Source organism: Ochrobactrum soli, from assembly GCF_003664555.1.
GTDB classification, from domain to species: domain Bacteria; phylum Pseudomonadota; class Alphaproteobacteria; order Rhizobiales; family Rhizobiaceae; genus Brucella; species Brucella teleogrylli.
Map to the genome: position 1 here is coordinate 1 of NZ_RCHH01000026.1, position 21,307 is coordinate 21,307.

Here is a 21,307-nt window from a genome sequence, read left to right on the forward strand (position 1 = left end):
CGGACGCAGGAGGAATGGTTGTGTTGCAAATTTCGAATGTAAAAGCTGCCCGGGAACTTTTGCAGCAGGACGCTATCCGTCATGGCACGGAAGTCAGTCTGATCGTTGATGCCACGAGGCGAATCTACGCAGATACAGCGCCGACAGCTGCCGCGCTTTTTGCACTCGATGCCTGGTTCGAAAATGATCAACGTAATTTTCAGTTCTGGACGCGGATTTTTCAGCGCCTCATGAATTGAAACTTACTGTAATGGGTCCGCCCACCGATCGAGAGCGTAGCCCCGACCCTGGGCTGTTCTGATCAAATTTGGACCGTGCCGCGCCAATGCACGCCGTATATGGCCGATATGAATGTCGACCGTACGTGGCTCGACGATAGCTCCCTGGCCCCATACTGCGTCGATGAGGTCCTACCTGCTCCAGACAATTTCCGGCTTTTGCATGAGCGCTTCAAGCAAACGAAACTGCAACGTAAGCGGGTAGGCTACCCCAGGTATCTTTCGTCGGTGTGATGGGCGATTTTCTGCATGAATCATGCGAAGAATCCTGAGCGACACTGTGAATCAGGCCCGGACATCCGAGGTTTTGACGGCGGAACCTGTGCGAAGCCGACGGCGGCCACGTGACTGGTCGGATGACGAGAAAGCGCCGATTGTGGCTGCGTCGTTGCAGCCCGGGGCCAACGTCGCGGCGGTTACACGGTCTGAAGGATTGGACCACTCGCAGCTTTATGGATGGCGTCGTAAGGCGCTTGCATTTGGTGTTGTTTCACCAGTAACAGCGGGACCGGCCAGTCCCGCCATGTTTGCACGGGTTGAAACGACGAGTAGCGCATCGATCGATATTGTTGTCGCCGACATGGTAGTTCGCGTCGGTTCAGCCTTCGATCCGGATCGCTGTTGCTAGCTGGCTTGCCCCGCGCAAATCACTCACATCTGCAAGTCAGTTTATTCACCTCTCATATTTCTTTTACCGACATCAAATTTTTTTGCACTTGTAAGTTTCAAGAGGCCGCCTCGGAGATGTTGTAATTTTCCTGTTTTGTCACCATCGCCCAGAAAGCTCGAGCCATTTTTTCTGGCCAGTACGATCGCCACAAGGATACGCAGTTTTCGCGCCAACATCCGCTCGAACGATGATTATGGGTGGTCGCTTCAAAATGTTATTACTTCCGAACCGTCTGGCCAATAAAACCAATTCGCTCACCCAACGATCCTTCTCTAATCGATTCTATTGTCGCGGCCCGTCTTTTTTGGTTGGCAGCAGCCTTGCGGATCGCATAAGCAACGGACAGCAGGTTCTGGGAGTACTTGCAATTGTTGCAAGCCTTTTGTGAACCGTTCCTGCATCAAGGGAGGCCATGATGGCGAAGTGGGTGTACACGTTCGGCGACGGCAAGGCAGAAGGTGCGGCAAGCGACCGTAATCTTCTCGGCGGCAAGGGAGCGAATCTGGCTGAAATGAGCAGCCTCGGTCTGCCCGTACCGCCCGGCTTTACGATCACCACGGAAGTCTGCACCTATTATTACGACCATGACCGCAATTACCCGTCCGAACTGGACGAGCAGGTGCGCGCAGCGCTTGCCCATATCGCCCAGGTGACAGATCGCAATTTCGGCGATGCTGATAAGCCGCTGCTGGTGTCGGTTCGCTCCGGGGCGCGTGCCTCCATGCCCGGCATGATGGATACGGTGCTCAATCTCGGCCTCAATGACGAAACCGTGCAGGCCATCGCCCGCGAAGCCGGTGACGAGCGCTTCGCCTATGACAGCTACCGCCGTTTCATTCAGATGTATTCGGATGTGGTGCTGGGCGTCGATCACGGGTTCTTCGAAGAAATTCTCGAAGACAAGAAGGCCGATCTCGCCGTCGATGTCGACACGGCGCTGACGGCGGACGACTGGAAAGATGTCATTTCGCTCTACAAGGCCAAGGTCGAGGAAGAGCTGGGCCAGCCTTTTCCGCAGGACCCGCATGAGCAGCTTTGGGGCGCCATAGGTGCTGTTTTCTCCAGCTGGATGAATGCCCGCGCCATCACCTATCGCCGTTTGCACAATATCCCGGCGGCCTGGGGCACGGCGGTCAATGTGCAGGCCATGGTGTTCGGCAATATGGGCGAGACTTCCGCCACGGGCGTAGCCTTCACACGCAATCCTTCGACCGGCGAGAAGAAGCTTTACGGCGAATTCCTCGTCAATGCGCAGGGCGAAGATGTGGTGGCGGGCATTCGCACGCCGCAGAACATCACCGAAGAAGCGCGCATCGCAGCCGGTTCCGACAAACCGTCGCTGGAAAAGGCGATGCCGGAAGCGTTTGCCGAATTCCTCAAGGTCGCCGACCGGCTGGAACAGCATTATCGCGACATGCAGGATCTGGAATTCACCATCGAGCGCGGAAAGCTCTGGATGCTCCAGACCCGTTCGGGCAAGCGCACCGCCAAGGCCGCGCTGAAAATGGCCGTCGAAATGGCTGGCGAAGGGCTGATCACCGAGGAAGAGGCCGTGCTGCGTATCGATCCCGCGGCGCTGGATCAGCTGTTGCACCCGACCATCGATCCGCGCGCCGAGCGCCAGATCGTCGGTCAGGGCCTGCCCGCCTCGCCGGGCGCTGCGACGGGTGAAATCGTCTTCTCGTCGGAAGATGCCGAACAGGCGAAGTCGGAAGGCCGCAAGGTCATTCTGGTTCGTATCGAAACCAGCCCGGAAGACATTCATGGCATGCACGCAGCAGAAGGCATTCTGACGACACGCGGCGGCATGACCAGCCATGCGGCGGTCGTGGCGCGCGGTATGGGCAAGCCTTGCGTTTCGGGTGCGGGATCGCTGCGCGTCGATTATCGCAACGGCACCATGCTGGCTGCCGGCCAGACCTTCAAGAAGGGCGATGTTGTCACCGTCGACGGTTCGAGCGGGCAGGTGCTGAAAGGCGCTGTCGCCATGCTTCAGCCGGAGCTTTCCGGCGACTTTGGCCAATTGATGGAATGGGCCGACCGCCAACGCCGCATGAAAGTACGCGCCAATGCCGAAACGCCTGCGGATGCCCGCACGGCCCGGTCTTTCGGCGCGGAAGGCATCGGTCTTTGCCGCACCGAACACATGTTTTTCGAGGGAAGCCGCATTGTTGCGATGCGCGAGATGATCCTCTCCGACAATGAAGAAGGCCGTCGCGCAGCGCTGACCAAGCTTCTGCCGATGCAGCGTTCCGACTTTGCCGAACTGTTCGAAATCATGAAGGGCCTGCCGGTCACGATCCGTCTGCTCGATCCGCCGCTACACGAATTCCTGCCGCATACGGACGAGGAAGTCGCCGAAGTGGCCAGCTCCATGGGCGTTGACGCGGTGAAGCTGCGCGAGCGCGCCGAAAGCTTGCACGAGTTCAACCCGATGCTGGGCCATCGCGGTTGTCGCCTGGCGATTTCCTATCCGGAAATTGCGGAAATGCAGGCGCGCGCCATTTTCGAGGCTGCCGTCGATGCAGGCAAGAAAACCGGCGAACCGGTCGTGCCGGAAGTTATGGTGCCGCTGGTCGGCCTCAAGGCGGAACTGGATTTCGTCAAGGGGCGCATCGATGCGGTGGCTCAGGACGTCATGAAGGAAGCGGGCGTCAAGATCGACTATATGGTCGGCACGATGATCGAACTGCCGCGTGCAGCTTTGCGCGCAGCGGAAATCGCCGAAACGGCAGAGTTCTTCTCGTTCGGCACCAACGACCTGACCCAAACCACTTTCGGCATTTCGCGCGATGACGCGGCGGGCTTCCTCACCACCTATCAGCAGCGCGGTGTGGTGGAGCAGGACCCGTTCGTGTCGCTCGATGTGGATGGCGTGGGCGAACTGGTGCAGATCGCCGCCGAACGGGGACGCAAGACGCGCGACAAGATCAAGCTCGGCATTTGCGGTGAGCATGGTGGCGATCCGTCGTCGATTGCCTTCTGCGAAAAGACCGGCCTTGATTATGTGTCCTGCTCGCCGTTCCGCGTGCCGATTGCCCGGCTCGCCGCCGCACAGGCAGCCGTGCGCAAGGCGTAAAGCCAAAAGAACGCGCTCCCGAAAAGGAAGGAGCGCTTTCGCTCTGGCAAGGAAAATCCCTATAACAACAAAGTGTTAGTATGTCGGCCCCATTCAGTTGGGTCGGCACACTGGACAATATTGCCCGACGTATTAAAATCCTTCGAAATTTACACTTTCAGAAGAACGGGCCATGCGTCGTTTCATTTCTGCGGCGGGGGCCGCGCTTGTTTTCGCTTGCAGCGCGGCAGGCGCTGTCGAGGTTTCACCGCAGGATGCGGCCCAACCGGAAAAGGTTCGGATCGTGGAGCCGCAGCTGCGCATCGCACGCGGCGGCGCCGATACGCCGCAAGTGGCGCTGACGCTCGATGCCTGCATGGGCAAGACGGACCATCGCATTCTTGATACGCTGGTCAAGGAGCGCATTCCCGCGACGATCTTTGTGACCGGGCGCTGGTTGAAACAAAACGCAGAAGCCTTTGCGGTGATGAAAGCCAATCCCGACCTGTTCGCGATTGAGGATCACGGCGCCATGCATGTTCCGGCCATTACCAATGTGCCGACCATGTATGGCATCAAGACCGCCGGATCGCTGGATGCCGTGCGCTCGGAAATCGAGGGCGGATCGACGTCGATTGTCGGGGCTGGTGCGCCAAAGCCGCAATATTATCGCGATGCGACAGCCCGCTATTCGACCGACGCCGTGGCGCTCGCCACAAGCCTTGGCTACAAGATCGGCGGTTATTCGCTGAATGGGGATCAGGGCGCATCGTTGCTGGCGCCGACTGTGGCGCGGCGCATATCGGCGGCCCGCGATGGCGATGTCATCATTTCGCATATCAATCAGCCGACACGGTCGGCGGGCGAGGGCGTTGCCAAAGGAATAATGGCGCTGAAGGCCAAGGGAATGAAATTCGTGCTGCTGCGCGATGTTGAAACGTCGATGACGCTGAACCCGGTGCCTGCGCACAATCTTCAGGCGGGTGTTCCAGGCGTCAAAAAATCCACCCCGCCGAAATGATCAAGCGCCGTTGGTCTGCTCCTTCGGCGACAGGCTTTTCATGACGGCGGCATAGTTGCGACCAAGGCTTTCGAAAAGCGCATTCTCGCCCTTCGGCGGTTCGACCGACAGGGTTGTGCCGTCATTGCGCAGCGTGACGAAAATCACCTGATCCTGCGGCTGCCCGGCAATGGCGATCGCGCCGATGCGCTGGGCTTCGCTGGTGTCGAGCGCCGGCATGTTGAACAGAACTTCGCCACCCACACGTTCTGCGGCCTTGGCAAGCGCTGCATCAAACCCCTCTATCAGCACGTCAATGGCCCCGAGCGCAAATTCCAGCTCGACGGCTTCGAGCGTCATCGTACTTGTTTCAAGACCCGTCTGGGCGCTTTCTTCGGCGCTGCCCGACCGGGTGGTGGTGCCAATCCCGTTGGCACTGTTTTCAGGCGCGTGGTTCATTCCGTCCTCTCCGACGAATCCGAAAAAAGCCCCCTAATAATCGATCATGCCCTTCATTAGTAGTTGCTGCAATGCTCTTTTGATTGATTTACCTCGCTTTTTTCTGTTCGGCGGCAATAGTGAGCCAAAAATAGCCTGCACTTCATGCGTTTTTAGTGTGCCATGATCGCGCAATACGTGTGCTTTCCAGGCAGTAAAGATGATTATGCAAAACTGTACAGCTGGATGTTTTGCCGGGTTCAAATCTCTCTGCTATTCATAAGCGTGGCTGAATGTTGTGGCCGTTTTGGGATTCTGCCGAAAAGTGCGTTGTATTTTTCGGGATGTGCTTCTGGGAACCTGGATGAGAAAACTTCGCTATCAGCGGCGACAGTCGCGTTCTGCGGTCTGGGCCTTGCGGTTCGGGGTCTTCGCTGCCGTATTGCTGGCGCTGGCTTTCGTGTTGCACCGCTTCTGGAAGCTTGAAACGCCTGATTTCGTCCTTGCCGCCGGGTTGAGCGGCGCTCTGGCCCTGCTGGCGCTGATCTGCGCAGCCAAGGGTTTTCGCAATCTCTGGGTCAATGGCGACAAGGGCGGGGCGCGATCCTTCACGGCCTGCGTGTTTGCCTGCATCGTGCTGGCGCCGCTCGGTTTGCTGGGCATTCTCTGGATCAGCTCGCCAGCGCTCTACGATATTTCGACCGATTTCGAGACGCCGCCGCAATTTCCCACCGACATGCCCGCCCGCCTGCAATGGATGAACCCGCTGACACCGGCGGTCAGCGGCGATGCGCTGACACAGCTCACCGCCTATCCCGATGTACTGGGCCGCCGCTATGAGGCAGCGCCCGACCGCGTGGCGCAGGGTGTGCAGACCGTGTTGAAGAGTTTCGGCTGGCAGGTGATCGTCAACGATGTGCCGTCGCCGGAGGAAAGCGCCACCCGCTTTGTCGCGACGGCACATAGTTTCATTCTCGGTCTCAAGAGCGATATCGTCATCCGGCTGCTGGATGAAGGTGAAACCACCTATGTCGATATCCGTTCGCTCTCGCGCTATGGAAAACGCGATCTGGGGCAGAATGCGGCCTTCATCACCGAATTTCTTGGAAGCCTGGAAGGCGAAGTGAACAAGGCACCTGCGGACGTCGAATAGCGTTGTTTATGCAGGCTGGTAGATGTTGTCGAGCGATGGGTCGCCTTCGGTCACGATTTCCCCGCGCCCGACCAGATCTTCCAGATGCGCCAGCACCGACAGAGCTGCTGCGCCATGCAAGCGCGGATCGGTGTCGCGATAGATCGCCTTCACCATGTCGCCGATGGTGCGGTCGCCTTGCAAGATCCGCTGAAAAACCGCGCGCTCACGCATTTTGCGATGGGCCCGCAATCCGCGCACAAAGGCGGCGGGCTTGGTCACCGCACCGCCATGGCCGGGCAGATAGACATGATCGTCACGTGCCAGGAGTTTTTCGAGCGAGGCCATATAGTCGCTCATCGAGCCATCCGGCGGGGCGACGATGGAGGTAGCCCAGGCCATCACATGATCGGCCGAAAACAGGATATCCGTGCCTTTCAGCCCGAATGCCATGTGGTTCGCTGCATGACCCGGTGTGTGGAGGCCTTGAAGCGCCCAGCCATCGCCCTCCACGGTTTCGCCATCGGCAAGCACGATATCGGGCGTAAAATCCGTGTCGGCGCTGGCTTCGAGCACGTTCACTTCGCCCGCATGATAGGGGCGGGCGGGCCGGTGCGGGCCTTCGGCAACCGTTTTTGCACCCAGCTCGTTTTTGAGGCGCTCGGCTAGCGGCGAGTGATCACGGTGCGTGTGGCTGACGAAAATATGGCTGACGGGGCGTCCTGCAATGGCGGCAAGCAGAGCCTGATAATGGGCCTCATCGACGGGACCCGGATCGATGATCGCCAGCGTGTCCCGGCCAACGATATAGCTGTTGGTGCCATGAAAGGTGAAGGCGCTCGGATTGTTCACCGTCACGCGGACAATCCCTTTACTTAGCTCAACCGGCTTCCCATATTCAGGAGAGAAACTGCTGTCGAAAACGAGCGCCATGGAAGTCATTTCCAATTTATTTATGGTGTTATTGTCGAAACGGCATAGGCCTTATATAGTGGGATTTCAAACGGTAACTGCCTGAGTGTCTGATCCAAAAGTCGCCATGCCGGTCTGCAAATGGCAATTTCTGCGCTTACCTAGGCTCACGTACCCAAATGTACGCTGCGCTCCGGTTCTCGAAATCACCATTTTCGCCACGGCCTATCGCTTTTTGATTCAGACACTGCAACGTCAAGAATGGACCTGAGACGGTTATGCGTTCGGAATTCGGAAATCGTATTCATCACGGTCAGGAGTTGGATATGCCGCACAGAGCAAAGTCACGCGTCGCTACCGCATCGCTCGCCGCCGAATCTCGTCAAACAAGACAGCTCGCCCGAATATTCTCCTTCCTTTCCCTTGGCCTGATCGGCGCGGCGCTCGTTGCGATTGCCGCTGGGGTGAAGGTTGATTTCATCTATATGATCATGGCGGTGCAGGCGGTGGCGCTCTTGGGCATTTCAGCGCTCTACGGCTTTTCAAAGAAAAAGTAAAACGCGCTCCCGCGCAAATATGCAGGGCTTATTTCACCGTGGTTGCGAGAGGCCGGATCATGTCCGGCCTTTATCATATCTGATTGAAACTGCTTCGCGATTGACAAGCGGCGCGGGACAACGCTTTGTCATCCTCCAGTACTGTTTTTCGGGAGGCAAAGGTGAAGGTTGAGACGCTCGCGGTGGAGCCGCTGACCAAGCAAGCATTCGCGCCGTTCGGCGATGTCATCGAGGTTGAAGGGGCAGAGCGGCGTCTCATCAACAATGGTTCGACCGAGCGTTTTCACGATCTGGCGCGCGTCGAGGCAGAAGGCACGCAAGCGCGTGTGCTCATCAATATTTTCCGCGGCCAGTCTTTTGAAGCGCCCATCGATATCGTCATGATGGAGCGTCATCCTTTTGGCTCGCAGGCCTTCATACCGCTGGAGCGGCGTCCGTTTCTGGTCGTTGTCGCTGAAGATGCCGACGGCAAGCCTGCGCGTCCGCGTGTTTTCCTTGCCAATGGCGATCAGGGCGTCAATTATCTCAAGAATGTCTGGCATCATCCGCTTCTGGCGCTTGAGCAGAAATCGGATTTTCTCATTGTCGACCGTGCTGGCAAGGAGGACAATCTGGAAGAATATTTCTTCCCGGATGTCGTTTTCCGCATCCAGTCGGCCAAACCAGCCTGAATATTATTCGAGGGAAACATGGGCAGACTTTCCACGCACGTTCTCGACACAGCGCATGGCAGCCCGGCTGCGGCGATGCGTATCGAACTCTATCGCATCAGCAAGGGCGCACCGGAACTGATCAAGCGCGTTGTCACCAATCTGGACGGGCGTACTGATGTACCGCTGCTGACCGGCGACGACATGCAGGTTGGCATTTACGAACTGCAATTCCATGTGGCCGAGTATTTTGCAGGGCGCGGGGCCGATCAGGCCAATCCGCCTTTTCTCGATCTCATTCCGATCCGCTTCGCCGTTGCGGATGTGGACGGAGATTATCACGTGCCGCTGCTCGTCAGCCCGTGGTCATATTCCACCTATCGCGGCAGTTGATCCGCACTTATCCCCGCGTTGTTCGCCCGGGTTAAGCTCCTCGTACCACCAAACACGAGGAGCCGAACATGGATGAATCGCCTAATCTGAAACTTCCCTATATTCTGCCCAGTCAGGCGCAGAAGCATGTCACGCATAATGAAGCATTGCGGCTGCGGGATACGGTCGTGAATCTGGGCGTGAAATCGCGCACGACGACCGGTGCACCGGTCGTGCCTGCTGCCGGGGATCGCTACATTTTTGCATCGCCCGCCACCGGCACCTGGTCCGGCAAGAACGGCATGGTCGCTTCGTTCATCGATGATGGCTGGCTGTTCATTCAACCGGCAAGCGGCTGGCAAGCCTATGTCGAGGCGGAAGCGCAGCTTCTGGTTTTCGATGGAACGGACTGGAACCCCACTGGCGGCGGCTAGCCTGTTCAACAATGCAGGCGCGGGACATCAGATCAAGGTCAACAAGCAGGCCGCGACCGACACGGCGAGCCTTCTGTTCCAGACCAGCTGGACCGGCTATGCCGAATGGGCCTGAACGGCAGCAGCGATTTCAGCATCAAGGTGAGTGACGATTTGAGCACGTGGCGTCAGGCAATGAGTGTGGATCGCGCGACGGGCAATGTCGCAATCGGAAGCAATGCACCGGTGACGCGTCTTGATGTCGATGGGCCGATCCGGCCTGCATCCTATTCGAAACTCACAATGCCTATCGCCGCGAATCGCGGTGCGGGCGCCTTGATCTACGTTACGGATGCGTCGGCGGGCGCGCAGCTCGCCTATTGCGATGGCAGCGCATGGCGCAGCATCAGAACCGGCATTTTGATATCCTGAGTGGTATTTGTCTGGAAAATCGAAATTTTTTCCAGACAGATCGCCTTTTATGGCGCTTTTATGCCGCACCGGCATATTAACGGCCTGAAACGTGTTCGTTAATCTTATGCAGGCTCAATTCATATGGTTCGTCCGGCGGACTCATGCTAACGGTTGCGGAATAATTCTAGGGGCTTCATCCGTCGGGTAAAAAGAGAGTTTTTTGCTGCCGACAGGAGCGGTATTTGTTTCGCTCTGTCTTGAGAGCAGGATAATGCGCGTATGAGTTTGAGATATCCCTGGCAAAGGCTGGCGCTTTTGCCACGACTGACCAAGCAGATTATTTTGATGCTGAGCGATTGCGTTCTGCTGTTGCTCAGCGCGTATCTGGCGTTTGTCATTCGTCTGGGCTTTGTTTTCACACCCAGCAAGGCGCAGCTTTTTCTGATTATCATCGCTCCGATGCTGACCGTGCCGGTTTTCATCCGGTTCGGACTTTATCGCGCCATCATCCGCTATCTGGCGGAACGCGCCATCTGGCCGATCTTTCAGGCGACCGCAGTGGCGGCTCTATTCTGGGTCGCGCTGGTCTTTCTGATGGAGCTTTACGGCAATGCCGGTCTGCCGCGCTCCGTGCCGCTTCTCTACTGGCTTTTGAGCACGGTGCTGATAACGGCAAGCCGTTTCGGCGCGAAATGGCTGCTGCGTAATGCCGAAACGGGCAGGACTTACACCAGCTCGGCGCTGATCGTGGGCGTCGGAGAGCCTGCGCGCCAGCTGGCGACGGCGCTGCGCAGCCATAGCGATACGATGGTCGTTGGCTTTGTCGATCCGGCAGGGCAGCTCAAGGGCATGGATATTATCGGCCTGCGTGTCTATGGGGCTGAAGAAATGCCTGCCCTTATTGAAAATTACGGCGTCAAACAGGTGCTGGTATCCGAGCCGGGGCTCGATCAGAAACAGCGGCAGGACTTTGCCCGTCTGCTTGGCCGGCTTCCGGTCAATACGCGGATTCTGCCGCCGATTGCCGATTTGAGCGCAGGCAAATATCTCGTTTCGGCGCTGCGCAATATCGAAATAGATGACCTTCTTGGTCGCTCGCCGGTGCCACCGGATGCAGAACTGCTGCGTGAAGTGGTCGAAGGTCGCTGCATCATGGTGACGGGCGCAGGCGGCTCTATCGGCAGCCAGCTTTGCCGGACTATCGTGCAGTGGAACCCCGAATGTCTGGTGCTGTTTGAATCGAGCGAGTTCGCGCTTTATCAGATCGAGCGCCAGTTGCGACAAATTGCGTCCTGCCAGATCGTACCGGTGCTGGGGTCCGTGCGCGACCGCGCTTATGTCGAGCAGGCGCTGCGCGATAACAACATCGACACGGTCTATCACTGCGCTGCCTATAAGCATGTGCCGCTGGTCGAGAAAAATCCTCTCATCGGCATCTGCAACAATGTATTCGGTACGCTGGACGTGGCGGAAGCGGCACTCGCAACCGACGTCGAGCGCATGGTGCTAATTTCGTCGGACAAGGCGGTTCGGCCAACGAATGTCATGGGCGCGACAAAGCGCTGGGCCGAACTGGTCGTCTATTATTACGGCTTGCTGGCCGCACAAGCGGGCAAGGAAAAAGCCTTTTATTCGGTCCGTTTCGGCAATGTGCTTGGGTCGAATGGCTCGGTGGTGCCGCTTTTCCGCGAGCAGATCGCCAATGGCGGGCCGATCACCCTGACCCACGAGGACATGACGCGCTATTTCATGTCGATCAAGGAAGCGGCGGAACTCATCGTGCAGTCGGGCGCGATTGCCGAATCCGGCGATACGGTGCTGCTGGAAATGGGCGAGCCAGTGAAAATCCGCGATCTTGCGGAAAATATGATCCTGTTGGCCGGTCTGACGGTGCGCAATGCGGAAAACCCGAATGGCGACATCGGCATTGAAGTGACGGGCATTCGCGAAGGCGAGAAGATGTATGAAGAGCTCTTCTACGATCCGTCGCAGGCGCAAACCACCCGGCATCCGAAGATCATGCGCGCGCCGAAGGGAAACAAGGCCGCTGTTGATGTGCCTGAAAGCCTTCAGCGCCTTCAGGCGGCGATGGAGAGCGGCGATGTGGCCACTGTTCGCAAGATACTCTTCAGCGTTATAGCTTCCTGAAGCGTCCGCGAAAATCCAGAAGCAACACAAGCGTGGCCACGACTGCGACAAGCAGGAAGGCTACGCGCGTGATCAGATGGTCAAGCGCCAGCAGCGCGACGGCACAAGCAATCAGGATAAGGTTGAGCAGGGCCACATGGCCGATAACCTTCAAAACGCTCCAGCCTGCACGTTTGGCGACCTGATAAGCATGTTTCGAATGCGCTTTCAAAATATTCTCACCCTGGCTGAGACGCATGATAATGGTCGAGCCCGCATCGAGAATATAATAAAGCGGCAAAATCAACGCCACGACGATGTTGGTTTCGCGCGCCAGAAGAAGCAAAGCCGTGCCAGTGATGAGACCAAGCGGCAGGCTCCCTGAATCGCCGAGGAAAACGCGGGCGGGGGGGCGGTTGAAACATGCAAAGCCGAGTAACCCGCCCGCAGTCGCCGCGCTCAGTCCGCCGCTTTCCATACCCGCAAGGCCAAGCGCTGCCAGCAGAGCGATACCCGCCAGCGGCACTCCCAATCCGGCGACGGTCATCAGATCAAGGCCGTCCATAAAGTTCGTGACATTGATGGCGATCAGAAGTGAAAACAAGATCAATGCCGCTTCCAGCCAATGGGGCAGTACATCTGCCAGAAGGCGAAAATCGGGTCCCATACCGTAGAGAACGACACAGGCGGCTAGGAGCTGCGATCCAAGCCGAATGATCTCGGACAACTCATAGCGGTCGTCCAGTCCGCCAACAGCCCACAGTAAGGTCGATGCCCCAATGAGGCAGAGCAACAGCTTGTTGGCAATTTCGAGATCGGCCCCGAAAATCAGCAAAGTAGCAAGCGTCGCCGGTATCAGAGCCAATCCACCAATCTGTCTTGCCGCAACTGTGTGGTTCGAACGCGAATTCATCCGCGCAGCCAGAAATGTCGCGGGCAGAAGACGAGAAAGGATCACAAGACCCAGAACGCAGAGGACTGCACTGAATACAGAAGAGATTGCTAAAAAAAGCATAGGGATACCGACGGCAAATGAAGCTGTTACAGGAATTATCAGCTTTACGCGTCCGCGCAAATCCCCGCTTGTATTGCCGGTGAAAGAAGTAAGCTAGAGTGATTGTGACGTTCGAACTGGTAGTTTGCGCATGAGCGAGGATTTCGCGATTAGGCGATTGCGCTTGCGAAATGAAGCGGCTATAAGGCCGCGCAACCGATTGCTTCGGTTTGATTTGTTGGGGCGTAGCCAAGCGGTAAGGCACCGGTTTTTGGTACCGGCATTCCCTGGTTCGAATCCAGGCGCCCCAGCCACTACTTGATGGAAAAATCAAACGCTTTTAGCTGCTGCTCGCGTTTTCCCAGATCCTTCTGATAGATGCCGGGACACCTTTTGGTTCTCGTCATCCTGTATTAAAAATCATATAAGCTGATTGTCGTCTGCGTTCAGCTTAATGGCAGCTTTGGCCCTTCACCAAACGTATGGGTTTTGGTCCAATATTCTCCCGACTGCGAGAGAACGGTGTATGCTAGCCAATATGACAGATCATACTCGGTGATATCCTGCCATAACGAGCGGGTCCTAAATGCGCCGTATTCGCGGGTGACGACGGAGTTGACTTAGCAGCTATATTTCTTCAATTACGCATAAGAGAGTTGTTTAGATTTATTCAAGAAGGTGGCATTCGTGACAAATATCGGATTGGCCCGGAAGAACCCATGAGTATTGAGATGACTAGGGCCGTCGTGTCGCACGACGTTGTGGTGGCAGAGCCAACCAAAGGAGCTAAAGTCGCCATTGGCGACATTTCGGAAGCTCTGTCCAAATATCGCTTGGCCTTAATTTTCGGCTGGCAAGATGTTGCACAACGTTATCGGCGCTCCAGGGTAGGCGCCTTTTGGCTAACGTTGAACATGGCTGTGTTTATCGGCGCGCTAGGTTTGATTTTCGGAACGCTCTTCCAAAGCGAGATGCGTGAGTTTCTGCCGTATCTGTGCGCTGGCGTCATCACGTGGGGCTTTATCTCGACTTGCTTGAATGAGGGATGTACGACATTTACGTCTTCCGACGGAATAATCCTACAAGTTCGCATGCCGTTGTTTACACATGTTATGCGTGCGGTTTGGAGAAATATAATAATATTCGCTCATAATATTGTCATTTTACCTGTTCTTCTTCTTATTCTCGGTCGAATGATCAGTGTGAATGTGCTTTGGGCAATTCCAGGCTTTATAGTCTTGTGCATCAATTTATCTTGGATGATGCTCATTCTCGCGATTCTATGCGCGAGATTTCGCGACATGACCCAAGTAGTTACGAACATTCTGCAAGTGTTGTTTTACGCGACGCCGATCATGTGGATGGTGAAGATATTACCAGACCACGTTTCCCGAGCGTTTATCGATTTGAACCCCTTCTATCACTTTATCGAACTTGTTCGTGCTCCGCTCTTCGGTTCTCCGCCATCTCTGCTTGATTGGACGTTCGGGTTTGCGTGCGCAATAATTGGTTGGATCGTTGCGATTCTGTTCTTTGGGCGATATCGCTGGCGCGTAGCGTATTGGTTGTAGAAAATGAGTTTAATTCAACTTCAGAATGTTAGTGTCGAATTTCCGATCTATAATTCGACTAGCCGCTCACTCAAAAACAGAGTTCTCAGCATCGCTACAGGCGGAAAAATCGAACGACGCAGTGACCGTCTGGTGATTGTGCGGGGGCTTGATGATGTCTCTATGACGTTCAGGGACGGAGATCGGGTTGGGTTGATCGGCCATAACGGATCGGGTAAGACCACGTTGCTTCGTGTCTTGTCGGGCATCTATACCCCGACACATGGAAGTTCGGTCATTAATGGCCACTGTGTATCGTTGATCAATATCAATCTAGGAATAGATCCAGATGCGACAGGACGAGAAAATATCCGTCTGCGCTCGGCGATGATGGGAATGCCGCCCGAAGAAATTGCCGAGAAATTTGACCAGATTGCCGATTTTTCTGGTCTCGGAGAATTCTTGGATGTTCCATTCCGTACATATTCGTCGGGTATGCAGTTAAGATTGGCTTTTGCGACATCAACGGCTGTTCGTCCTGAAATCCTGATCATGGATGAATGGCTTTCGACTGGTGATGAGGATTTTAAAGAGCGCGCCAATATACGTATGCGTGAGCTCGTGGACTCTACGAAGATTCTCGTTCTTGCCAGTCATTCAAAAGATCTGATGACCAAGAACTGCAACAGAGTAATCTGGCTGGAACATGGGCGGGTGAAAATGGACGGGCCGCCTAATGATGTACTGGCTGCATATTTTGGTGAATGACGCAAGTCGAAGCGGCTCGCATGAAAGTCGCATGGAAAGCGCGTTTCAGAAACCAATGATATAATTGGCTTCTTACTCATGCGAGTTCGTCGTTATTATTGTAAGGTATTGAACAGCCATGCCAAAATTAGCCAGCCGCTTCAGGCAGTTGACCAATGCGCTACGCTATTTGGCCAAGGGGGATGTTTCAGGGTTGTTTCGTCGCCTGAAATGGTACGGGCGCGAATTTAATTATGTGAAGCTGCGTAAACGCCTCGCGCACGAAAGTGGCATCGTTTGGGGCATTCTCTGCACGCCACACACCCTTTTTATAGCGCGGGCTATATCGGAACGCTTAGCAAGTCACGGAATCGAAAGCGAAATCGTTACGGGCTCGATGAAGAGTTTCGACCATGATTTTTATATTGTTCTTTGCGCGCAGATGTTCGGGCGTCTCCCGCCAGCAAACAAACGGGTCATCTTCCAGCTTGAGCAATCGGTAAGTTCAAGATGGTTCACGGCGCAATATAAGAAAATTCTCGCAGATTCTCTGTGGGTGCTCGAATATTCTCTAACGAACGTCGATTTTTTAGCCAAGAACGGTCTGAAATACCCAAAAGTACATTATTTGCCAATCGGTGCTTCGCTGGCCGAGGATTTTGAATATAACACAAAGCCAAAAAAATATGATTTTGTGTTTTATGGTGACAGTTCAAGCAGCGAACGAAGAAGTAGTTTTCTTGATAGATTGAAAGAGAAGTATAGTGTAAAAATATGCAACGATTTATTTGGTAGAGAACTATACGATGTAATAAAACAATCAAAGATTGTTATAAATATTCACTATTATGACGGAGCGTTGTTGGAAATGCCCCGGATATGCGAGTGCATTTCTTTGGGTGTCCCTGTTCTCTCCGAAGGCACAATGGATCAGGATGAATATCCTGAACTCGAAGGTGCAGTGAAATTCTTCGATGAGGGGTCTGTCGAGAGCATGATGACCTCGGCGTCGGAGATGCTTCACAATTTGGCAACGAAGAGCAAAACTCTCGAAGTCGCTGTTTCAGTCAGTGCGGCACGCTTCAATTTTATGATGGACCGCTTTTTGGTGGCTATTGGAGTTGTTCCGGCTAACGTCATTCTAGAACATCCGATATATGTTGCGCAGAAAAGTGACTTCTTCGCTCTTTCGTTGCCCGAAACTATAGAACGGCGCAGGGCGATAGCCCAATCGCTGCCGGATGGTTGCGAGTTGTTTGACGGGATTCGCCATAGTGCAGGTTGGATTGGTTGTGGATGTAGCTTTAATGCCTTATCGCGCTATGCGGTCGCGAACGAGGTGGGCAGGCTGACCGTCATCGAAGATGACGTGGAGCTGCCTGGAAATTTCAATAAAATCCTGTGCGAGATAAATGAATACCTTAATAAGCGCGGATCAAATTGGGATATCTTTTCTGGCCTGATGGCCGATGTTCATCCGGACGCGAAAATCATCTCCGTTGATCAATTTGGCGATCGTACCTACGTTACTATCGACAAAATGACTAGCACTGTATTCAACATATATAATAAAAGTGCTTTAGAAATAATCTCAAAATGGAATCCGCTGAATACTGATGCTGTCACCAACACGATTGACCGTTACCTTGAGCGTCAGGAAGGTCTCCGGGTCGTTGTGGCTTTGCCATTTATAGCTGGACACAAGGAGGACGCTACGTCCACTTTATGGGGATTTGAAAACGAACGCTACACCCCAATGATCGCGGCTGCGCAGCAGAAGATTGAAGGTCTAGTTCGAGAGTGGCTACACACTCACGCATCGAATGATTTGTAGAATCATAATGTCTTCCTATCAGAAGTGAATGTTGTTTTCAGGTGGCATGTCCAGTGTTGTACTACAGCCCCTTTTTTTGGGGCCTGCGTCAAATCGATCTCAAGGATTCGTCACGTTTGACAGATTGGGGTCTTTCAATTAGTCCGATCACAGCGCGAGGAGATGACCTTGTCTGAGCAAAGAGTATTGGTGCTGGGTGGTACTGGCTTCGTGGGTACGCATCTCTGTAATCAGTTGTTGAGTGCTGGTTACAAGGTATTCTCATTCGGAAGGACTGCATCAACGGCGTTGCATCCCGATATCGAATTCCTGCGCGGAGATTTTTCTGACGCTGAGCAAATTAAGCGAGCGCTCGTTGATCAGGATTATGTTTTTCATTTAGTTCACGGCACTAATCCCCCGAAGGTGAATTTCGATATAGCGGGGGATATTGTTCGAACCATTAATCCCACAATTTCTCTATTAGACTTGTGCGCGGAAGCAAGCGTAAAGAAAGTTATATTTGTAAGCTCTGGTGGCACAGTATATGGTGATAATGGTATGGTAGCTTCACGCGAGAGTGATCCTACAATACCAATGAACGCCTATGGTGCTCATAAACTTCTAATTGAGAATTATCTTCGGGTATTTTCATATACAAGACAGCTGGATTATCTGATCCTTCGGTTGTCTAATCCCTATGGGCCGTTGCAACCAGTGGCCAAAGGGGTTGGGCTGATAGCGGCTGTGATAGATGCGATAAAAAATGGCCGTGCAGTCGATGTCTATGGCGACGGTGAAACGCAGAGAGACTACGTTTACATCGGAGATGCCGTCCGGGCGATGGAGTCGGCGATAGCCTACAAAGGCAGCCACAAGATTTTCAATATTGGCAGTGGAGAAGGGAAGAGTGTTAATGAGATTATTTCCCTTGTCGAGAACGCGATGAGCGTGAAAGCGAAAAGAAACCCGCTTCCAGGTAGAATATTCGACGTTAGAAAAAGTGTTCTTGATATATCGTTAGTAAGAAATGAACTAGACTGGCATCCAAATGTTGATCTGAGAGACGGTATAAACGCCACCGTGAGTTGTCTTTAGAGGTCTTATGAGTTCGGATGGTTTTTGATGTCTGCTCCAAAAGAAGTTAACCCAAGGTCTTTGGAGAACAGCAGTATTCCACACCAGTATATATCAACCCCACAATGGAATTTTGGGGTAAACGCGCAAGCTCGTGCGTTGAATGATATATTCATTGACGATATGGATGTAGATACTGAAAGGCAACCAGATGCGTATCTTTCTGCAAAGCGATACGCCGATGCTTCTGGTGCGCGGCGGATAATAGACATTGGTTGTGGCAGCGCTTTCACGGTCAAGAACCTTTTTGCGGAAGGCGATTTTGAGGTTATTGCCGTTGACACTGCGGGGGTGTTGTTTGCTGCTAAGGCGAACTATCCAGCCGCAACTCGTGTTGAGTGCGACCTAACATCGTGGAACGACGTATTATCCGTTGCCGAAAGATATCGCGACGGCGTCCCGACGATTATCTTGTGTGCCGACATAGTTGAACATCTGCCCGACCCGCGCCCGCTTTTAGCGCTAGTCCGGTTGCTATTGGCTGCTTCGACCCGTAATCGCTGTTTCTTGTCGACGCCAGGCCGTCCACAGTCGGCGGATCATCGACTTACGAGTAAGCCAGATAATCCAGCCCACATTCGAGAATGGACCAGCGGAGAACTTAGAAACTTACTTGCGGCTTCGGGTTTCTATGTAGCACAGATAGATAATATTCTCGAGAATGCACAAGAGGATCAAGGCAGCACGATACTTGCGGAATTCTTGTTTGACGATTCTTCGTATCGAGAAGTGTTGGCACGCGATGGTATTACCTCCGCAAGTGTGTCGTCGGTGATGATCACTACTGAGTATCCTGGGTTGGTCGCGAGCGGTGGTATCGGCACTTTTGTGGCGGACTGGCACCGTTCGACTGACAATTCAGTCGTGCTCACCACTTTCGATTTTGACAGCAAAGTAAAGTTGAAGAATGACGTCGTTTTCAGCCCGGCAGATGTGATCGATGTATCGAGAATAGGCGACATAGGTCTCCCAGATATACTGCTTGAGGCTGTCAAGCAGCTGCTTTTTATGTGCCCTGATCTTAAGGAAATACACTTCCAAGAGTATCTAGGTATAGGTATGCGCATTGCGCAAGCTAAAAGCGCGGGGATTCTTCCCGATACACTCACAATCGTCACACATTGTCACGGCAACCAACATTATCTGGAAAATGCAAATCAGGCTTGGTTAGGGGTGGATGCTCAGGAATATGCGGTTAAGGAAAAGATTTGCATTGAACTGAGTGATCAAGTCGTTTTCCCGTCGATATTTTTGCGTAATCTCTACAAGCAAGCAGGAATAGTTGTCGAAGATAATAAGGTTCTGATGTGCCCTTATAAATACGGTAATATAAGTAATGATAACCTCGAATTTGCAAATATAAGACGCATTGTTTTTGTCGGAAAATTTATGCCGATGAAGGGTTTCGACCTTTTTTGCGAATCCTTTGACAAAAACTTTTGTAAGGATCTTAAGGCAAAGGGCATTGAGGAAGTCACGCTCATTGGGCGCGGAGCTACTAGCGGTTATCGCAACGAGGCGGTTATCAAACGTCATTTCAAATTAACGGTGCATACCGATTTTGATCTTGCGAAGCTTGTTTGGTATGTAAGACAGCGCAGGTCCGATAGCTTGTTTGTTGAACCATATCGCGGCGATAACTTCCCTCTCGCTGTCTATGATGTTGTCGGCAATGGCGGTTCTCTTCTGACCGGCAACGCAGGGGGCATCCCGGAGATGTTCCGAGCGGAAGTTTGGCAGGAATGTCTAGCTGATCTCTCTACGGAAGCCCTTCGTTGTAAAATTCGAGAATTGGTCGATTGGGATAGCAGTAAAAGGAGCCGTATCGCTGCGGAGCTCATTGATGATCTGCGTCGTAGCAATGATGTGGCAGATACCACTAAGTATGTGAAGAGCGACAAAGCCGAAGTCGAGTTTCCCAGTTCGACGGTGATGATCCCATTCTATAATACTGATATTGCCGAATTTACTGACTTGTTGAAATCGCTCAATCAGCAGTCTCTTCGCCCAACCGAAATTATCATTGTAAATGATGCGTCTTTGACTAAAAATCGTATTGAGATGGCAGAGGCGGCTCAGAAGCATCTCAATATACCGTTTAGAATCCTTGATCACGCCCACAATCGTGGGCTGGCAGGTGCGAGAAATACGGCTTTGACCGCCTGTAAAACGGATTTTATATTGAATGCTGACTCCGATGATATCCCACTGAATGACTGGGTTAAGACCATAGTTGTCGCGTTGACCCGTGACCCGTCGGCAGCAGCGGCGGTTCCATATCTGGCTGCGTTTGATGCTGGCGCAGACTTCAATAAATACCTTCCAAAGGGACAGTATATCTACCGTGCGCTCGGAGACGGATTCGTCACCTCTCAAGTGCAAAACAATTTGGGTCATGCAAACTCTGGCTTCAGGGTTTCTCATGCTAAGCGCATTGGGGGATGGAACGCCGCGTCTAAGGCAAAATACGAAGACTGGGCATTCTATCTCAACGTGATAGCCAGCGGGCTTCGTATCGCAGTTATCCCAAAGGTGACGTGTCTTTACCGGGTTAGGAAGAATTCGATGGCGCGAACCTATTCAGAATGGCCGGGACAGGTTCGGCTTTATCAAACGACCCATGGCCTATCCAGATTCGAGTCCCTTCAATTGCAACGCTTGTGTCGCATGGCTACCAGTACGGAGGGGCTTATCGAATTACAGGGGCAATTGAGCGCTTTAGAACGCCGAAAAATACTCAGAATGATGAATGCTATAATCGTGCGTTTAAGAAAAACGCCCATACTTTATTCAGTTCTCCGCAAGGCTTTTCATATCTCGCTAAGTATTGTTGATCGGATAAGGTGATTGTTGCGGTGGCATTTACAGCCAGTATTTATCACGCAATCGAACCGATCAATCGTTATCGTGGTGATATGCCTTGACGACGCGCTACGTTCACGGAAATTAACTTCACGAGTGCCTACGTAACAAGCTGTTGTCGCTGGAATAGAGTGTAAGATCGAAAGCCCGACAAGCAACTTCATTTGTGGTTTGGATAGCGAA

The 21,307-nt window shown here is 53.5% G+C and carries 17 protein-coding genes, 1 tRNA gene and 2 pseudogenes; 16 read left to right on the top strand and 4 right to left on the bottom strand.

The genetic code is table 11. The features are described 5' to 3' along the window. Positions 1 to 239 (top strand): Y4oE-related protein (locus tag D8666_RS22640; protein ID WP_235859052.1); only part of this gene is annotated, 239 nt, incomplete at its 5' end. A 3-nt stretch (positions 240 to 242) separates the two neighbouring features. On the opposite strand, the pseudogene D8666_RS22645 reads toward D8666_RS22640, so the two are convergent. After that, a pseudogene (locus D8666_RS22645) lies at positions 243 to 476 on the bottom strand (winged helix-turn-helix domain-containing protein); the annotation flags it as partial. A 58-nt stretch (positions 477 to 534) separates the two neighbouring features. Here D8666_RS22645 and D8666_RS22650 point away from each other — a divergent pair. From D8666_RS22650 to D8666_RS22660, 3 genes are all read left to right on the top strand, one after another. Further along, positions 535 to 906, top strand: coding sequence for a transposase (locus D8666_RS22650; RefSeq protein WP_121539521.1), 372 nt, complete (start codon positions 535 to 537; stop codon positions 904 to 906). 457 nt (positions 907 to 1,363) lie between these two features. Further along, a complete protein-coding gene (gene ppdK, locus D8666_RS22655; RefSeq protein ID WP_121539522.1) occupies positions 1,364 to 4,027 on the top strand; it encodes a pyruvate, phosphate dikinase in 2,664 nt (887 codons plus the stop codon). A 172-nt stretch (positions 4,028 to 4,199) separates the two neighbouring features. Further along, entirely contained in the window at positions 4,200 to 5,027 is an 828-nt protein-coding gene (locus D8666_RS22660) for a polysaccharide deacetylase family protein (RefSeq protein WP_121539523.1), read from the top strand. Here the strand turns inward: D8666_RS22660 and D8666_RS24510 are convergent, their stop codons facing one another. Then, positions 5,028 to 5,366 (bottom strand): hypothetical protein, encoded by a 339-nt coding sequence (locus tag D8666_RS24510; RefSeq protein WP_036592710.1) that lies wholly within the window; start codon positions 5,364 to 5,366, stop codon positions 5,028 to 5,030. Positions 5,367 to 5,808: 442 nt separating this feature from the next. On the opposite strand from D8666_RS24510, the gene D8666_RS22670 reads away from it, so the two are divergent. Then, on the top strand, positions 5,809 to 6,597 hold the full coding sequence (locus D8666_RS22670) for a DUF1499 domain-containing protein (protein ID WP_121539524.1): 789 nt from the start codon (positions 5,809 to 5,811) through the stop codon (positions 6,595 to 6,597). A 6-nt stretch (positions 6,598 to 6,603) separates the two neighbouring features. Here D8666_RS22670 and D8666_RS22675 read toward each other — a convergent pair whose 3' ends face one another. Beyond that, positions 6,604 to 7,509 (bottom strand): MBL fold metallo-hydrolase, encoded by a 906-nt coding sequence (locus tag D8666_RS22675; protein ID WP_121539525.1) that lies wholly within the window; start codon positions 7,507 to 7,509, stop codon positions 6,604 to 6,606. A 257-nt stretch (positions 7,510 to 7,766) separates the two neighbouring features. Here D8666_RS22675 and D8666_RS22685 point away from each other — a divergent pair, with 257 nt between their 5' ends. The 5 genes and pseudogenes from D8666_RS22685 (at position 7,767) to D8666_RS22705 (ending at position 12,042) form a co-directional block, all read left to right on the top strand. Further along, positions 7,767 to 8,045 (top strand): hypothetical protein, encoded by a 279-nt coding sequence (locus D8666_RS22685; protein WP_121539526.1) that lies wholly within the window; start codon positions 7,767 to 7,769, stop codon positions 8,043 to 8,045. A 161-nt stretch (positions 8,046 to 8,206) separates the two neighbouring features. Then, the gene (locus tag D8666_RS22690) at positions 8,207 to 8,716 is read left to right on the top strand and encodes an ureidoglycolate lyase (protein ID WP_121539527.1); all 510 of its coding nucleotides are present in this window, start codon (positions 8,207 to 8,209) and stop codon (positions 8,714 to 8,716) included. Positions 8,717 to 8,734: 18 nt separating this feature from the next. Further along, positions 8,735 to 9,088 (top strand): hydroxyisourate hydrolase, encoded by a 354-nt coding sequence (gene uraH / locus D8666_RS22695; RefSeq protein WP_121539528.1) that lies wholly within the window; start codon positions 8,735 to 8,737, stop codon positions 9,086 to 9,088. Positions 9,089 to 9,156: 68 nt separating this feature from the next. Continuing rightward, positions 9,157 to 9,912 (top strand): annotated as a pseudogene (locus D8666_RS22700) (DUF2793 domain-containing protein). 261 nt (positions 9,913 to 10,173) lie between these two features. After that, positions 10,174 to 12,042, top strand: a complete 1,869-nt coding sequence (locus D8666_RS22705) for a polysaccharide biosynthesis protein (protein WP_121539529.1) — start codon at positions 10,174 to 10,176, stop codon at positions 12,040 to 12,042. Here the strand turns inward: D8666_RS22705 and D8666_RS22710 are convergent. Next, complete coding sequence (locus D8666_RS22710; protein WP_121539530.1) at positions 12,029 to 13,036, bottom strand: MraY family glycosyltransferase; 1,008 nt, start codon at positions 13,034 to 13,036, stop codon at positions 12,029 to 12,031. The genes D8666_RS22705 and D8666_RS22710 overlap by 14 nt on opposite strands. Before the next feature lie 218 nt (positions 13,037 to 13,254). Between D8666_RS22710 and D8666_RS22715 the strand changes: the two genes are divergently transcribed. The 6 genes from D8666_RS22715 (at position 13,255) to D8666_RS22740 (ending at position 21,109) form a co-directional block, all read left to right on the top strand. Further along, positions 13,255 to 13,329, top strand: a tRNA-Gln gene (locus D8666_RS22715). Positions 13,330 to 13,734: 405 nt separating this feature from the next. Continuing rightward, entirely contained in the window at positions 13,735 to 14,586 is an 852-nt protein-coding gene (locus D8666_RS22720; protein ID WP_121539531.1) for an ABC transporter permease, read from the top strand. A gap of 3 nt (positions 14,587 to 14,589) precedes the next feature. Further along, a complete protein-coding gene (locus D8666_RS22725) occupies positions 14,590 to 15,333 on the top strand; it encodes an ABC transporter ATP-binding protein (RefSeq protein WP_121539532.1) in 744 nt (247 codons plus the stop codon). 118 nt (positions 15,334 to 15,451) lie between these two features. Further along, entirely contained in the window at positions 15,452 to 17,146 is a 1,695-nt protein-coding gene (locus tag D8666_RS22730) for a methyltransferase type 11 (RefSeq protein WP_121539533.1), read from the top strand. Positions 17,147 to 17,314: 168 nt separating this feature from the next. Beyond that, entirely contained in the window at positions 17,315 to 18,223 is a 909-nt protein-coding gene (locus tag D8666_RS22735) for an NAD-dependent epimerase/dehydratase family protein (RefSeq protein ID WP_167836171.1), read from the top strand. A gap of 27 nt (positions 18,224 to 18,250) precedes the next feature. Beyond that, the gene (locus D8666_RS22740) at positions 18,251 to 21,109 is read left to right on the top strand and encodes a glycosyltransferase (RefSeq protein WP_121539535.1); all 2,859 of its coding nucleotides are present in this window, start codon (positions 18,251 to 18,253) and stop codon (positions 21,107 to 21,109) included. Positions 21,110 to 21,307 lie beyond the last annotated feature (198 nt).

Excerpts from the sequence above, each read along its gene's own strand:
- D8666_RS22650 (WP_121539521.1), top strand. The coding sequence starts at position 535 with ATGCGAAGAATCCTGAGCGACACTGTGAATCAGGCCCGGACATCCGAG.
- ppdK (WP_121539522.1), top strand. The coding sequence starts at position 1,364 with ATGGCGAAGTGGGTGTACACGTTCGGCGACGGCAAGGCAGAAGGTGCG.
- D8666_RS22660 (WP_121539523.1), top strand. The coding sequence starts at position 4,200 with ATGCGTCGTTTCATTTCTGCGGCGGGGGCCGCGCTTGTTTTCGCTTGC.
- D8666_RS24510 (WP_036592710.1), bottom strand. The coding sequence starts at position 5,366 with ATGACGCTCGAAGCCGTCGAGCTGGAATTTGCGCTCGGGGCCATTGAC.
- D8666_RS22670 (WP_121539524.1), top strand. The coding sequence starts at position 5,809 with ATGAGAAAACTTCGCTATCAGCGGCGACAGTCGCGTTCTGCGGTCTGG.
- D8666_RS22675 (WP_121539525.1), bottom strand. The coding sequence starts at position 7,509 with ATGGCGCTCGTTTTCGACAGCAGTTTCTCTCCTGAATATGGGAAGCCG.
- D8666_RS22685 (WP_121539526.1), top strand. The coding sequence starts at position 7,767 with ATGCGTTCGGAATTCGGAAATCGTATTCATCACGGTCAGGAGTTGGAT.
- uraH (WP_121539528.1), top strand. The coding sequence starts at position 8,735 with ATGGGCAGACTTTCCACGCACGTTCTCGACACAGCGCATGGCAGCCCG.
- D8666_RS22705 (WP_121539529.1), top strand. The coding sequence starts at position 10,174 with ATGAGTTTGAGATATCCCTGGCAAAGGCTGGCGCTTTTGCCACGACTG.
- D8666_RS22710 (WP_121539530.1), bottom strand. The coding sequence starts at position 13,036 with ATGCTTTTTTTAGCAATCTCTTCTGTATTCAGTGCAGTCCTCTGCGTT.
- D8666_RS22720 (WP_121539531.1), top strand. The coding sequence starts at position 13,735 with ATGAGTATTGAGATGACTAGGGCCGTCGTGTCGCACGACGTTGTGGTG.
- D8666_RS22725 (WP_121539532.1), top strand. The coding sequence starts at position 14,590 with ATGAGTTTAATTCAACTTCAGAATGTTAGTGTCGAATTTCCGATCTAT.
- D8666_RS22730 (WP_121539533.1), top strand. The coding sequence starts at position 15,452 with ATGCCAAAATTAGCCAGCCGCTTCAGGCAGTTGACCAATGCGCTACGC.
- D8666_RS22740 (WP_121539535.1), top strand. The coding sequence starts at position 18,251 with ATGTCTGCTCCAAAAGAAGTTAACCCAAGGTCTTTGGAGAACAGCAGT.